The organism is Aeromonas sp. S2(2024) (genome assembly GCF_041402505.1).
Classification (GTDB): domain Bacteria; phylum Pseudomonadota; class Gammaproteobacteria; order Enterobacterales; family Aeromonadaceae; genus Aeromonas; species Aeromonas media.
This window is the reverse complement of sequence record NZ_JBGLRL010000003.1, coordinates 217,609-230,721: the sequence shown is the minus strand read 5'-3', so window position 1 is coordinate 230,721 and position 13,113 is coordinate 217,609. Positions and strand designations below refer to the sequence as shown.

The following is a 13,113-nucleotide window of genomic DNA, read 5'->3' as shown; positions in this document are numbered from 1 at the left end:
CGGCTCAGCGCACCAGACCGTGCAACCAGTTCGCCAGGGTCTCGTGGGCGCTGCCGGGTTCGGGCGGCGCGGGGGCGAGCAGGTGATAACCGGTGCCATCTGGGATGAATCCGAGCGGGGCGGCCAGCAGGCCGGCGGCGACATCGTCGCACACCAGTCGGTAAGGGCCGATGGCGACGCCAAGGCCCGCCACGGCGGCCTGCAGGCTGAAGTAGAAGTGCTCGAAGGTCTGGGTCGGCGCCTCGTCGCTCGCACCCTGTCCGGCCTGCGCCTGCCAGCTTTGCCAGGCGGCGGGACGGGTCCTGGTGTGCAGGCGGGGGGCCGAGGCGCGCAGAGCCGGCAGCTCTCCTCCTAGCTCGAAAAACTGCGCCACCTTGCCCGGCTGGCAGACAGGCCCGGTCAGCTCCTCGAACAGCAGCTGGCTGTGCAGATCCTCGGGCCAGTCGAAGTCGTTGCGGCGGATGGCGAGATCGATGCCGCTGCCAAAGCTGAGGGCGCCGCCCCCCGCCATCAGATGGACGTCCAGCTCGGGGTGCAGGGCCTGAAATGCGGGCCAGCGCGGGATCAGCCAGCGCATCAGCAGGGTGGGCTCGCAGGAGAGCACCAGCGACTGGGGGCGGCTCTGCTGGCGCAGCGCCTGGGCCGTTTCCCGGATCTGGCCCAGCCCCTCCCTGACCGCCTGATAGAGCCGCTCACCCGCCTCGGTCAGGAAGACCCGGCGCTGGCGCCGCTCGAACAGCCTGACGCCCAGGTCTTCCTCCAGCAGGCGCACCGCCCGGCTGATGGCGCCATGGGTGAGGTGCAGCTCGTCGGCGGCGCGGCCGAAGTGCTCGGTGCGGGCCGCCACCTCGAAGCAGCGCAGGGCCGTCAGGGAGGGAAGCGAGAGGGTTTTCTGTGAATTTTTCTCACCGTTCATGTCAGAAATCATCGTTCGTCATGGGGGTTATTGCCAAATAAAATAGCCGATATCCCATGTGAACAGGACTATTTTCATGACCGAACTGTTAGCCGTAGTAGCCATCACCTTCTTTGCCGTCATCAGCCCGGGCCCGGATTTTGCCATGGTGTCGCGCAACAGCCTGCTGCTCTCCCGTCGTACCGGCGTGCTGACGGCGCTCGGCATAGCGGCCGGGGTCTGCATCCACGTGAGCTACACCCTGCTGGGGGTGGGGCTGCTGATCCAGCAGTCCCTCTGGCTGTTCAACCTCATCAAGCTGGCGGGGGCGGCCTACCTCATCTTCCTCGGCATCAAGATGCTGCGGGCCCAGCCCGAGACCGGGGAGGAGCTGGCCAGTCAGCCAGCCCTCTCCAGCCTGGGGGCGCTGCGTACCGGTTTTCTGACCAATGTGCTCAACCCCAAGACCACCATCTTCATCGTCAGTCTCTTCATGCAGGTGGTGCAGCCGCAGACGCCGCTGGCGGTCCAGCTCGGCTACGGCGCCTTCATCGTGCTGGCCCACGCCCTCTGGTTCAGCGCGGTGGCGCTCTTCTTCTCCAGCTCGTCGGTACGGTCCCGCCTGTTGGCGGTGCGCCACTGGATCGATCGGATCTTTGGCGGTCTGCTGGTGGGATTCGGCATGCTGCTGGCACTGACCCAGCCCTCGCGCTGAGGGGAGGGGGGCGGGTCCCCCTTATCCACCCTCGAACAGCAGGGGCTTATTTTTCATGCCTTGGCGCGCGCTTTTCGGTAGAATTGCCGCTCATTTTGAAGTCAGATGAGGCGCGGTATGACGGTCAGGTTCCAGGCATTTCACAGCATCAAGGCGATTGGCAATCGGGAGGTGCTGTTCAACTGGTCCAGGACCAACCCGCTCGGCGCCTTGGATCAGGTGTGGCGCCCGCAAAACCGCGACGAGCTGCAGCAACTGCTGCGTGAATACCCGGAGCGCAAGCTGCGGCTCATCGGTTCCGGCCTCTCCTTCGAACCCATCCACAGCGTCTATGCCGAGGGCAGCCAGGCGCTGCTGGTGGACCTGCACCACCTGCGCGGTCAGCTGGACAAGAGTGTCGATACGGTGACCTATCAGGCGGGCACGCCGCTCGATACCGTCTATGGGGATCTCATCGCCATGGATCGGATGCTGCCGGCGTCCCCCGGGGTCATTGGCATTCAGACCCTGGGCGGGGCGCTCAGCACCGGCACCCACGGCCAGGGGCTGCACCAGTCCTCCCTGTGCGACGCGGTGGAGGCCCTGACGGTGATGCTGGCCAATGGCGACATCATAGGCGTGGATCGCACGGACCCGCGCTTCGGCGCCTTCGTGATGGGGATGGGGATGCTCGGCGTGCTGCTCGACGTGCGCCTGCGCACCGTGCCGAACCGGATCATGCGCTGCACCAAGTTCACCACCGACTACCCCTTCCTGCTGGCCCACAACGAGCGGCTCAACCGCGAGCACGGCTTCGTGAAGAGCTGGTGGTTCGCCTGGACCGGCGAGAGCCACATCTGGCTGGTTGACCCGGCAAGCGACGAGGAGGTGGCCCGTTATCGCGCCGGGGGCAGCGAGCCGCTGCTGCTGGAGGGGGACGCCGACAGCGCCATGAATGCCGCCCTCAATACCACCATAGACGCGACCCTGCAGAAGATGGCCAGAGACACCAAGGACGAGGCCAGGGCCGGGGAGCACTTCGAGACGGTGCGCCGCTTCAAGGATGCCTCTGATCTCGTGGGCAACGTCTACCAGATCCTCTGCAAGGGGATACCGGCGCCCCAGATCAACTGCGAGGTGGCGGTGCCGCTGGAGCGCATGCAGGAGGCACTGGAGATCCTGCAGCACTGGCAGGAGCGCAACCCGGGGGCGCTGCACTACCCCTTTATCCTGCGCTGCACCGGCCCCTCTGAGGCTTGGCTCAGCGCCGCCTATGGCAAGCCGGTGTGCTGGATAGGGTTCCTGGTCTATCTGGCGGCGGACGGCACCTTCGTGGGCGGCTCCATGGAGCAGATGCGCGAGCTGCAGCAGTTGCTGGTGCCGCTCGGCGGCACGCCGCATTTTGGCAAGCACTTGGCGATGGATCTCTACGACTTCCCGGCCCTGCTGCCACGCTGGCACGACTTCCTGGCCTTGAAGCGCGAGCTCGACCCCCACGGCCGCTTCGAGAATCGCTGGCTCGGCGAGCTGTTTGCCAACCGGTAAGGATTGAACATGACCGATATGCAAGACCCCCGCGTACTCATCACCCTGCCGATCAGAAGGGAGTCATCGAGATGACAGATATGCAAGACACCCGAATCCCCGTGACCCTGCTGACCGGCTTTCTCGGCAGCGGCAAGACCACCTTGCTCAATTACTGGGTCAAGCAGCCGGAGCTCGGCGAGTGCGCGGTGCTTATCAACGAGTTCGGCTCGGTGGGGCTGGATCATCACCTGGTACAACAGGTGGATGAGCAGGTGGTGTTGCTCGATTCCGGCTGCATCTGCTGCTCGGTGCAGGGCTCCCTGGTGGAGGCGCTGCAGGGGCTGTTTATGAAGGCTATTCAGCGCAAGATCAAACCGTTCAAGCGGCTGATTATCGAAACCACCGGTCTGGCCGATCCGGCCCCCGTGCTCTTTACCCTGCGCGAAGAGGGCTTTATCGCCCAGCGCTACCGCTTCGATGGCACCGTCACAGTAGTGGATGCCGGTCATATCGAGCAGCAGCTGGCAGCCCAGTATGAAGCGGTGAAACAGGTAGCGCTGGCGGATCTGCTGGTGGTGAGCAAGGGGGATCTGGTGGACGGCGAGCAGCTGGCTCGGGTCGAAGCCCAGCTGGCGGCCCTCAACCCGGCGGCCCCCATCCAGCAGGTGACCAATGGCGAACTGTCGCCAGCGGTGCTGGAGAAGCTTGGCGCCTACAACGAAGCGGCGGGGCGTGACATGCGCCAGCTGCTGGCCTGGCTGCGCACAGAAGCCCCCAAGCAGGGGCTGGCCTCGCCGATGCAGCCAAAGATGAAGCCGTTCGCTGCCAAGGTGGGTACCGCTGCGCCGACCCATTTCGAGCATGGCAACATCGAGAGCTTCTCCCTGCGCATCGGCGAGCCGCTCAAGCCGTCCCGCCTGCTGGCTGCCATCGACGCGGTGCAGGGGCGGTATGGCGACGCCCTGCTGCGGCTCAAGGGGATTTTGCAGCTGGAGGGAGAGAGCCAGCCGGTGGTGATCCACGGCGTCCACGGCCAGCTCTATCCGTTGCAGGCGCTGGGGGAGTGGCCGGAGGGCAAAGCCCAGTCCAGGCTGGTGTTCATCGTGAAGAGTCAGGACAAGGCGGGCATAGAGCGACTCTTCATGGAAACGCTCAAGGCCCCGGAGCCCAGCCTGGAAGAGCAACTCAGGGCCATGCTCGGCCAGCCGGATGCCTGATATGCTGATCTGACCCGCCCAGTCTGCAAACCTGAGTGCGGGTCTTTTTCTATCTGAAGAAGAGGTGACAGCTCATGCCTGAAAGCGCACAGATGGTGACCCCTGCCCAACGCAAATGGCTGCCCTGGTTGACTGCGGTCGGTTTCTTCATGCAGACGCTGGATGGCACCATCCTCAACACCGCCTTGCCCAACATGGCCGAGACCCTGGGGGAGAGCCCGCTGCAGATGCAGTCGGTGGTGATCGCCTACATGCTGACAGTGGCCCTGCTCATTCCCGCTTCCGGCTGGCTGGCGGACCGATTCGGCACTCGCCGCATCTATCTGGCCGCCATCCTGCTGTTTACCCTGGGGTCGCTCGCCTGTGCAGCCGCGAACACCCTGCCGATGCTGGTGGCTGCCCGGGTGCTGCAAGGGGTGGGCGGCGCCCTGCTGATGCCCATAGGACGCCTTGCCGTGCTGCGGGTCTACAGCAAGCACGAACTGCTGCGGGTGATGTCCTTCGTCACCATTCCCGGCCTGGTGGGGCCGCTGATCGGCCCGGCCCTGGGGGGCTGGCTGGTGGAAGTGGTGAGCTGGCACTGGGTGTTTCTCATCAATCTGCCGGTGGGAATACTCGGCTTTATCGCGAGCTGGTACTTCATGCCGGACTTGCGGCAAGGCACGGCCACGTTCGACTGGCAGGGATTTGTGATGTTCAGCGCCGGCATGGTGCTGGTGTCGGTGGGTTTGCAGGGGCTGGGGGAGCACAGCATCTCCACCGGCTGGGCGCTGTTTGCCCTGCTGTTTGGTCTGGCCGCCATGGCCAGCTACTGGCTCTATGCCGCCAATGCCGAGGAGCCGCTGTTCAGTCTGGCGCTGTTCAAGACCAGCACCTTCGCCATCGGCATCTGGGGCAACCTGTTTGCCCGCCTCGGCAGCGGTGCCATGCCCTTCCTCACCCCGCTGTTTCTGCAACTGGGGCTCGGCTTCTCGCCGAGCAAGGCGGGGATGACCATGATCCCCACCGTGTTGGGGGCCATGCTGACCAAGACGCTGGTGAACAGGTTGATCCCGCGCATCGGCTATCGCCGCATCCTGATCGGCAATACCCTGGCACTCGGGGCCATGATCGCCAGCTTCTCCCTCATCGACAACCAGGTGCCCTACGGGGTGTTGCTGGGTTGGCTGGCGGTGTTCGGCGCCATCAACTCGCTGCAGTTCTCCGCCATGAACACGCTCACACTGCAAGACTTGAGCGCCGAGCACGCCAGCAGTGGCAACGGCTTGCTGTCGGTTGTAATGCAGCTCTCCATGAGTCTTGGGGTGGCCATCGCCGCCAGCCTGCTCGGGCTCTTTTCCGCCGGACTGCCGGCCCAGGATAGCGAGCGTTGGCTCGGCGGCTTCCACCTCACTTATCTGTGCATCGGTCTGATGTCCATGCTGGCGGCGCTGATCTTTGCCCAACTGGCGAGGAAGGAGAGCAGGGAGTAAAAGCCAGGGGTAGATGTCAGGCCTGGGCGGGCAGGTAGCTGACCTGGCAGGGCAGACGCGCCAGCAGGCTGGCAAGATGTTCGGTAGCCAGCAGCAAGGTCAGCTCGGGGTGGCCCGGGGTCCAGGTGAAAGCGTGATGGGCCAACAGGGCCGGATCCACCAGCAGCGGGATATCGGCGTGGGGCAGGAAGGGGCAGACGGCCCCCGGCAGGCAGCCGATCTGCGCCTGCATCTCCTCGGCGCTGCAGATGGAGGGCTTGGCACCGAGGATAGCCTTGACCGCCTTGCTGTCGAGCCGCCCCTCCCTGTGGGTCAGCAACAGGGCGAAGCGGCCATCCTTGAACTTGAGAAACAGGGTCTTGCTGAACTCCGCCTGCCAGCCGAGGCGGGCCTTGACCCGCTCGTCGGTGGCGTAATCGAGGATGGGCTCGTGCTCATAGCGCTGGTGGGGCAGCTCGGCCAGCAGCCGGCAGTTGAAGTCATGGATAGTGTCGAGTGGCATGGGGGTCTCCTGTGTCAAGGTCATGCTGCCAGCCGCACCGGCCCGGGCCCAATCATCCTTTCTGATGGCGGATAAGCGACAAGGGCACCGAGGTGCCCTTGTCGATCAGTGCGGCTGCAGTTCGACCGCATCCCAGTGGAAGGGAATGGGGCTGAGCCGCTGGGAGGCCTTGTCGTAGATATTCCACAGCTCGCCCAGGGGGCGGCCATCGACGGGATGGCGCAGGGCGGGGGCCAGCTCCGCCAGCGGCCAGAGCACGAAGGCGTTGGTGAGGATCTCGCCGCGGGGCAGTACCAGGGGCGCCTCACAGACCAGATCGCCATAGAGCAGCAGATCGAGATCCAGGGTGCGGGGGGCGAACTTCTTGGCATCCGGCTCGCGGCCGTGGGCGAACTCCATGGCACGCAGACGCTGGCACAGGGTCGCCAGCGGCAGGTCAGTGTCGGCGCCGACCACCAGGTTATAGAAGGGGCGGCCATTGAAGCCCACCGCCTCGCTCTCGAATACCCTGGAGACAGCAAGCTGCCCAAACTCAGCCTGCAGGGCGTCGAGTCCGGCTCGGATGTGGTGCTCCCGTTCTATGTTCGACCCCAGGCTGATATAGATGCGGGTCATCAGCTGGCGCTCGCGGCCGGGGTGCGGTGACGCAGGATCTCGACCCCGACCCCGGCGGCATTGGGTACGGCGCCCGGCTTGGTCAGGGTGACCTTGACCCACTGCACCCGCTCGTCGTCCAGCACCAGGGCGGCCACTTGCTCGGCCATGGTTTCGACCAGCTCCACTACCTTGCTCTGGGCGTGATCACAGATCTTGCGGGAGAGGGTGGCGTAATCCAGCGCCAGATTGATATCGTCGGTTGCGGCGGCGGGTCGGTTGTCGAATCCCATCTCGAGATCGAAACAGAGCTTCTGGCGAATGCCCTTCTCCCACTCATATACCCCTATGGTGGTCAAAACCTCGAGTCCGCGAATAAACACCTTGTCCATGACAGTACTTCTTCTTTACTCTTGATGGGCTGTGAAAACAGCGCAGGGATGCAGGCCTGGCAAGCCGATTGCCGCTGGCGGCCGGTTTGGGCGACACGCTTTCGGGCAAGCCCAGACCAGAGAATGTGGCCCGCATCATACCCCATTCATATCGTGGTAAAAACGACCAAGATGACGGCCCTGACGATTTTGATGATTATTCTGGCCTATCTGGGCGGCTCGCTGTCCAGCGCCGTGCTGGTTTCCCGCCTCACGGGTCTGCCGGATCCCCGCGACCATGGCTCCCACAACCCGGGGGCGACCAATGTGCTGCGCCTCGGTGGGCGCATGGCGGCACTCATCGTCCTGTTGCTCGACGTGCTCAAGGGCATGGCTCCCGTCTATCTCGCCTGGTATCTGCAGATCAAGCCTGTCTATCTCGGTTTCATCGGTGTCGCCGCCTGTCTGGGTCACATGTATCCCATCTTCTTCCACTTTCGGGGCGGCAAGGGGGTCGCCACGGCGCTCGGCACCATGCTGCCCATCGGCTTTGCCATGGGGGGCGCCGCGATCGCCACCTGGTTGCTGGTGCTGCTGGTGAGCGGCTACTCTTCACTGGCCTCCATCGTTACCGTGCTGCTGACGCCACTCTTTACCTACCTGCTCAAACCCGAATATACCCTGCCGGTCTCCCTGCTCTCCTGCCTCATTCTGGTTCGCCATCATGAGAACATCACCCGCCTGCTCAGGGGCGAGGAATCCCGGCTCTGGGGCCGCCGGGGAGCGGCTTCCCCCACAGAAGTGATAAAAATGAGTGATGCTGCGCAAAAAAGAGACGAACGAGACGAAAAGTGAAATTTCCCGTTGACCACCTGCCCTAAAATCCGTTTAATAGCGCCCACGCCCAGATAGCTCAGTCGGTAGAGCAGGGGATTGAAAATCCCCGTGTCGGCGGTTCGATTCCGTCTCTGGGCACCAATATTTTGGTGCAATGAAAAAAATTTTGTTCATGCACAACGATTTAAGTGTGCCGGCTTAGCTCAGTAGGTAGAGCAACTGACTTGTAATCAGTAGGTCACCAGTTCGATTCCGGTAGCCGGCACCATTTGCCCAGATAGCTCAGTCGGTAGAGCAGGGGATTGAAAATCCCCGTGTCGGCGGTTCGATTCCGTCTCTGGGCACCACCATCAAGGCGATGAGATAGCGATATCTGGTCTCCGAAGTACAATTCCTCCTTAGTTCAGTCGGTAGAACGGCGGACTGTTAATCCGTATGTCACTGGTTCAAGTCCAGTAGGAGGAGCCAATTAAAAAGACCCCTGTCGCAAGACAGGGGTCTTTTTTTATGGTCTCGCATGCGTATCTCCGCCGTCGGGATGCGCTCGCCAGGATGTTGGCCACAATGGCTTAACAGAAAGCTGAAAGTGCATTAAAAACAGGCGGTAAATGCATCATAAATGGTCTCGTTGCTTAAGCTCCTGTACAAGAACTGGTCGGTACAATGGTGCTCATATAGAACAAGGGCTATGAGCCCATAACTAGCATCGACGAGGCTGTGATGAACTTAAGACTGACACCTGTATGGATTGCATTGGCATTGGCTGGCACGGTTGCTCACGCAAGTGACGACATCTACTTCGGTGCCGGTGTCGGTGCCGTTCACTTCAATGGCCTGAACAAGGTAGAAGGCGTTGAGAGTGGAACCGAAGACGCCTTCACCGGCAACCTCTTCATGGGTTACAACTTCAACGAAACGTTCGGTGCCGAACTGGGTTACCAGTACGCTGGCCGGGGCAATACCAACGGTGGCATCAACAACAACGCCTACGAAAATCAGGGTGCCACCCTGTCCGGTATCGCCCGTCTGCCGCTGGGAGAGGATTTTTCCCTGTTTGGTGAAGCGGGTGCCTACTGGTCGCACACCCACGGCTTTGGCGTGACGGATTCCCGCGTGTCGCCGATGGCTGGCGTCGGTCTGACCTACAAGTTGAACGATGCCCTGGATCTGCAGGCACGCTACCGCTACATGTGGGACGTGGCTGATTTGACCACTTACACCGGTGAGCAGTACAAGTCCAACCAGAGCGTGGCGACGCTGGAAGCGGTATATCACCCGTTCCGCACCTCCTACGTTGAGCCTGTTGCTGCTCCGGTCGTTACAGAAGCGGCTCCCGTGGTTGTCGAGAAGAACTTTGCCCTGAACTCCGACGTGCTGTTTGCCTTTGGCAAAGCCGAGCTGAAGGCTGAAGGTGTCGAGGCTCTGGATGGTCTGTACAAGCAAATCGTTGAATTCCAGCCCAAAGATGGCAGCGCCATCGTCATTGGTTACAGCGACCGCATCGGTTCCGAGGCTTATAACCAGAAGCTGTCCGAAGCCCGTGCCCGCACCGTGGCCGACTTCCTGGTCAGCAAGGGTCTGGCCACCAGCAAGATCGCCATCGAAGGCCGTGGTGAAGCCGACCCGGTCACCGGCACCCAGTGTGACGGCGTCAAGGGCAAGAATGAGCTGATCACCTGCCTGGCACCGGACCGCCGTGTCGAAGTCCGCGTCTCTGGCGTGCAGGAAGTGCAGCAATAAGCCGACGCCGCTCGATGGATGTGAAGAGGGGATGCCATGGCATCCCCTCTTGTTTGTCGGGCTTGCGCTTCGCAGACGGGTAAAACCATCCGTCACGACGTCTGGTGTCCGATCCTTCTGCAATCGCTCGAAAATGTGTCGAACCCTTCCTCTTATACCTTCCCTGTCAGTGAGTTACAGCCATCATCTTGCCTAGTATGATGGCGTGATGAGCCTGTGTCCCGTTATCCTGCGTCATCCCGGTCCGGGCGTGCGGGCTTCTGATCCCCTCCCTCGACATCCCGAAGCGGGACAAATCCATGACAGAGGTAATCTATGAATGCGACAGAGCTGTGGCAGCTTTCTCCCGAGCAGTTCAACGAGTGGCGGCGGGAGAATGACTATCCATTGATTTGGACATTGCTGGTGGCCTCGCTACCTCATTTCGGCGACTGGATGACAGAGCAGAAAATAGAGAAAAGCGTCATCTTCCAGATCGGCATCGCCCGTTTCATCAGCTCGCGATCCGTGCTCAGCCTCTGCGTCTACATGAGCGATGACAAGATAAGGCTGTATGAGACTGCCTCGAGTGCTCTGGAGTCCCTGCGCAAGAGCGGCCTCATCCGCTCCGAATCCCGCTTCGAGCCTTACTGCATGTGGCTGGCCGGCAAGTACGGCAAGGATGAGGTGAAACGGGTGCAGAGCCTGCTCTCCGTTTCCGAGAACAACAAGGGGGAGGCCCAGGTGCTGGGCAAGCATCGCCTGCTTAACATCGGCGGCGTCGAGCTCAAGAGCCCCATCATCTCCGGCCGGCTGCTCGACTTCACCTGCCTGGACGAGCTCTCGCTGGACGGCGCCGTCAACAACTCCAAGGTCTATCTGTGGCACTGCTCGGCCAAGGGGGTGAGGGTCAACGGCGGGGTGATCGGGCTCGATCTGTTCGATTCCTTGCTGTGGGACCACAGGGCCTGGGCCAAGAAGCGGGAGCTGGCGCTGGAGGACGGGGTGTTTCAGGACTTCACCATAGAGTGCGAGGAGATCCGCTTTCACTCCTCCCGGGCCGTGCTGAAAAACTTCAACGTCAGTGCCAAGAACTTCGATGCCACCATGGAGCACACCAATCTGGACAAGGTGCAGGTGGTCTACAACGAGAATGGCCGGATCGATCATAACGAAGCCAGCAAACTTTACCGCAATGCCAAGCGACTCTTCTCCAGCGTGGGGGACACCGTGGATGCCGGTGAATGCTACTACAAGGAGAAGCTGCACGAGATGAAATCCCTGGCGCGTCCAAGGGAGCTGTTCAGGGAGCGCTGGTTGCGCAGCGGCTTGATGAAGAAGGGGTGGCTCTCTCTGCTGTGCTACCTCAAGTGTGCCGGCAAGTTTGTCAGCTTCATCACCTGGGGATTTGGCGAGCGGCCCATCAGAAGTCTGCTGATGTCGATGGGGGTCATCCTGCTGGCAACCCTGACCTACTTCCTGGCGCCGGAGTCCGTGACCCATGGCCATCTGGGGCGCTCCCTCTACTTCAGCATAGTAACCTTCGTGACCCTGGGTTACGGTGATATCTCCCAGACCTCCTCTCCCCTCCAGCTGTTGTCGGCCATAGAGGCGTTCTGCGGCATGTTTCTGACCGGTCTCTTCCTCGCCGGCTTTGCCTCGAAAACCAAGCAGTACTGACGACCAGGCTGGCGGTGGGGGGGCAGCCAGCCCCGCCGCCAGAGGCTGAACGTCCATCGATCCCCCCTTCTTCCTTGACGCAGCGGTAGTGGAGCGACTTTATTTAGAGTCATCGATCGCGATCGCGATGGATGGCGCGGCAAGCGTTGTACGAGAGAAACACACAGGGGAGCGAGAGCGGTATCGAACAGTCCACAATCGAAGCATAGAAGGAATAACGCTATGATATTGAATCACTTATGGGGATTGTATGCGCATCCTCACACCGAATGGCATACCATAGACGAGCGGCATGACAGTTTCCGAAACAGTCTGACCCATATCCTGATCGTGGCCCTTATCCCCCCCATCTGCGCCTATTATTCCGCCGTACACATCGGCTGGAGCATTGGTGTCGGGGATCCCATCACCCTGACCGCGAACAGCGCTCTCATGCTGTCGATAGCCATGTACGTGACGCTCATCATCGGCGTCCTCGCGCTCTCCTATCTGGTGCACTGGATGGGTCACACCTTTGGCTCGGATCCCAGCTACACGACGTCGCTCGAGCTCGCAGCCTACACCTCCACACCGCTGTTCATGGTCGGTTTCTCCGCGTTCTTCCCGCACCTCTGGTTCGTGATGATCATCGGACTCATCGGACTCAGCTACTCGGTTTACCTGCTCTATGTGGGGGTGCCTATCCTGATGCACATTCCCAAGGAGCAGGGGTTCATCTATGCCAGCTCCGTGGTCACGGTCGGCCTGGTGTTGCTGGTCTGCGTGCTGGCAGCCACGGCCATTCTGTGGGGATCTGGTTTTGGTCCCGTGTTTACCCAGTAGCCAGCAAGCCGGCAGAAACGACAAGGGCGCCATCATGGCGCCCTTGTCGTGGAACTGGCTCACGCATCTCTGGTTGAGGCAACCCGACGGGGCTGCCTCAACCAGTATCAGCGCGGGTTGCCGCTGCCGATGCCGAACGGGATGCGGTAGTCGCTGCTCTGATCCCCGAGGCTCAGGCTCAGTCTGCCCTGGGTGCGGCTCGGGATCTGCACCTGCTGGGTGCCCATCAGGTTGGCGTGGACGGAAGCCACCACATCACCAGACTCGTCGCGTACCTCCAGCATGGGGTTGTCATTGCCAGCGACAGCCGCACTGGTATGCCAGTTCACGAACAATACACCAGGAGCGGCATTGAAGTCGGCGGGGACGGCAGCCTGGGCAACACCGGCACTCATCAGGCCTGCGACGGCCAGCATCTTGATTACATTTTTCATGTTCATTCGCTCTCTTGATTTTTATGTCATTGGCAAGGCCGGTTCGGCCCGCATCAACGCATCCTTGCAAGAGGTCATTCAAATAATATGCAGTTCTTTTGCTGACATCAGATACCCACTTTAGGGGGCACAGTCCTGAACGACCTGTTATTTGGCGGCTTGGCTATCCTGCCTAAGCGATGTATGAATGGTAATCAGGATCTTGAGCGGTTGTTAGCGAGATAAACTGGCCTAGATGTTCAAAAAAAATGAACAAAATATAAGCGAGTGACCGCCCCAGACTCCAGGGTGTGAGCCGATACGGCCATAGAAAGCGGCGATTGACACCGGATTGTCATCTGAAGCACTT

Annotated in this window: 13 protein-coding genes and 4 tRNA genes; 12 read left to right on the top strand and 5 right to left on the bottom strand. The window is 61.3% G+C overall.

From position 1 onward, the window contains the following. Nucleotides 1-4 precede the first annotated feature (4 nt). Nucleotides 5-916, bottom strand: coding sequence for a LysR family transcriptional regulator (locus ACB039_RS05275; protein ID WP_042648146.1), 912 nt, complete (start codon nucleotides 914-916; stop codon nucleotides 5-7). A 76-nt stretch (nucleotides 917-992) separates the two neighbouring features. On the opposite strand from ACB039_RS05275, the gene ACB039_RS05270 reads away from it, so the two are divergent. The 4 genes from ACB039_RS05270 to mdtD all read left to right on the top strand — a co-directional run bounded on the left by ACB039_RS05270 (nucleotide 993) and on the right by mdtD (nucleotide 5,805). Further along, complete coding sequence (locus tag ACB039_RS05270) at nucleotides 993-1,610, top strand: LysE family translocator (RefSeq protein WP_005329170.1); 618 nt, start codon at nucleotides 993-995, stop codon at nucleotides 1,608-1,610. 117 nt (nucleotides 1,611-1,727) lie between these two features. Beyond that, entirely contained in the window at nucleotides 1,728-3,134 is a 1,407-nt protein-coding gene (locus ACB039_RS05265) for a D-arabinono-1,4-lactone oxidase (protein WP_371165259.1), read from the top strand. A 71-nt stretch (nucleotides 3,135-3,205) separates the two neighbouring features. Beyond that, the gene (locus tag ACB039_RS05260) at nucleotides 3,206-4,333 is read left to right on the top strand and encodes a GTP-binding protein (RefSeq protein WP_371165258.1); all 1,128 of its coding nucleotides are present in this window, start codon (nucleotides 3,206-3,208) and stop codon (nucleotides 4,331-4,333) included. 74 nt (nucleotides 4,334-4,407) lie between these two features. Further along, nucleotides 4,408-5,805, top strand: a complete 1,398-nt coding sequence (gene mdtD / locus ACB039_RS05255; RefSeq protein ID WP_371165257.1) for a multidrug transporter subunit MdtD — start codon at nucleotides 4,408-4,410, stop codon at nucleotides 5,803-5,805. Nucleotides 5,806-5,821: 16 nt separating this feature from the next. Here mdtD and ACB039_RS05250 read toward each other — a convergent pair whose 3' ends face one another. The 3 genes from ACB039_RS05250 to folB form a co-directional block, all read right to left on the bottom strand. Further along, nucleotides 5,822-6,307 (bottom strand): YbaK/EbsC family protein, encoded by a 486-nt coding sequence (locus tag ACB039_RS05250; RefSeq protein WP_041206799.1) that lies wholly within the window; start codon nucleotides 6,305-6,307, stop codon nucleotides 5,822-5,824. Nucleotides 6,308-6,412: 105 nt separating this feature from the next. Then, a complete protein-coding gene (gene folK / locus ACB039_RS05245) occupies nucleotides 6,413-6,922 on the bottom strand; it encodes a 2-amino-4-hydroxy-6-hydroxymethyldihydropteridine diphosphokinase (RefSeq protein WP_005329164.1) in 510 nt (169 codons plus the stop codon). Next, nucleotides 6,922-7,293 (bottom strand): dihydroneopterin aldolase, encoded by a 372-nt coding sequence (gene folB / locus ACB039_RS05240; RefSeq protein WP_042648152.1) that lies wholly within the window; start codon nucleotides 7,291-7,293, stop codon nucleotides 6,922-6,924. Before folB ends, folK begins: the two co-directional genes overlap by 1 nt. A 171-nt stretch (nucleotides 7,294-7,464) precedes the next feature. Here folB and plsY point away from each other — a divergent pair, with 171 nt between their 5' ends. The 8 genes from plsY to ACB039_RS05200 all read left to right on the top strand — a co-directional run bounded on the left by plsY (nucleotide 7,465) and on the right by ACB039_RS05200 (nucleotide 12,330). Then, nucleotides 7,465-8,127: a glycerol-3-phosphate 1-O-acyltransferase PlsY gene (gene plsY / locus ACB039_RS05235; protein ID WP_041204917.1), complete on the top strand. Its 663-nt coding sequence runs from the start codon at nucleotides 7,465-7,467 to the stop codon at nucleotides 8,125-8,127. Between the two features lie 47 nt (nucleotides 8,128-8,174). Next, nucleotides 8,175-8,250, top strand: a tRNA-Phe gene (locus tag ACB039_RS05230). Between the two features lie 51 nt (nucleotides 8,251-8,301). Further along, nucleotides 8,302-8,377 (top strand) — tRNA-Thr (locus ACB039_RS05225). Nucleotides 8,378-8,380: 3 nt separating this feature from the next. Next, nucleotides 8,381-8,456, top strand: a tRNA-Phe gene (locus tag ACB039_RS05220). A 45-nt stretch (nucleotides 8,457-8,501) separates the two neighbouring features. Beyond that, nucleotides 8,502-8,577, top strand: a tRNA-Asn gene (locus tag ACB039_RS05215). 252 nt (nucleotides 8,578-8,829) lie between these two features. Further along, a complete protein-coding gene (locus ACB039_RS05210) occupies nucleotides 8,830-9,849 on the top strand; it encodes an OmpA family protein (protein ID WP_371165256.1) in 1,020 nt (339 codons plus the stop codon). A 315-nt stretch (nucleotides 9,850-10,164) separates the two neighbouring features. Continuing rightward, nucleotides 10,165-11,508 (top strand): potassium channel family protein, encoded by a 1,344-nt coding sequence (locus tag ACB039_RS05205; RefSeq protein WP_182787485.1) that lies wholly within the window; start codon nucleotides 10,165-10,167, stop codon nucleotides 11,506-11,508. 222 nt (nucleotides 11,509-11,730) lie between these two features. Further along, complete coding sequence (locus tag ACB039_RS05200) at nucleotides 11,731-12,330, top strand: Yip1 family protein (protein ID WP_025328417.1); 600 nt, start codon at nucleotides 11,731-11,733, stop codon at nucleotides 12,328-12,330. A gap of 107 nt (nucleotides 12,331-12,437) precedes the next feature. Here ACB039_RS05200 and ACB039_RS05195 read toward each other — a convergent pair whose 3' ends face one another. Beyond that, the gene (locus tag ACB039_RS05195) at nucleotides 12,438-12,770 is read right to left on the bottom strand and encodes a hypothetical protein (protein ID WP_371165255.1); all 333 of its coding nucleotides are present in this window, start codon (nucleotides 12,768-12,770) and stop codon (nucleotides 12,438-12,440) included. Between the last annotated feature and the right edge of the window lie 343 nt (nucleotides 12,771-13,113).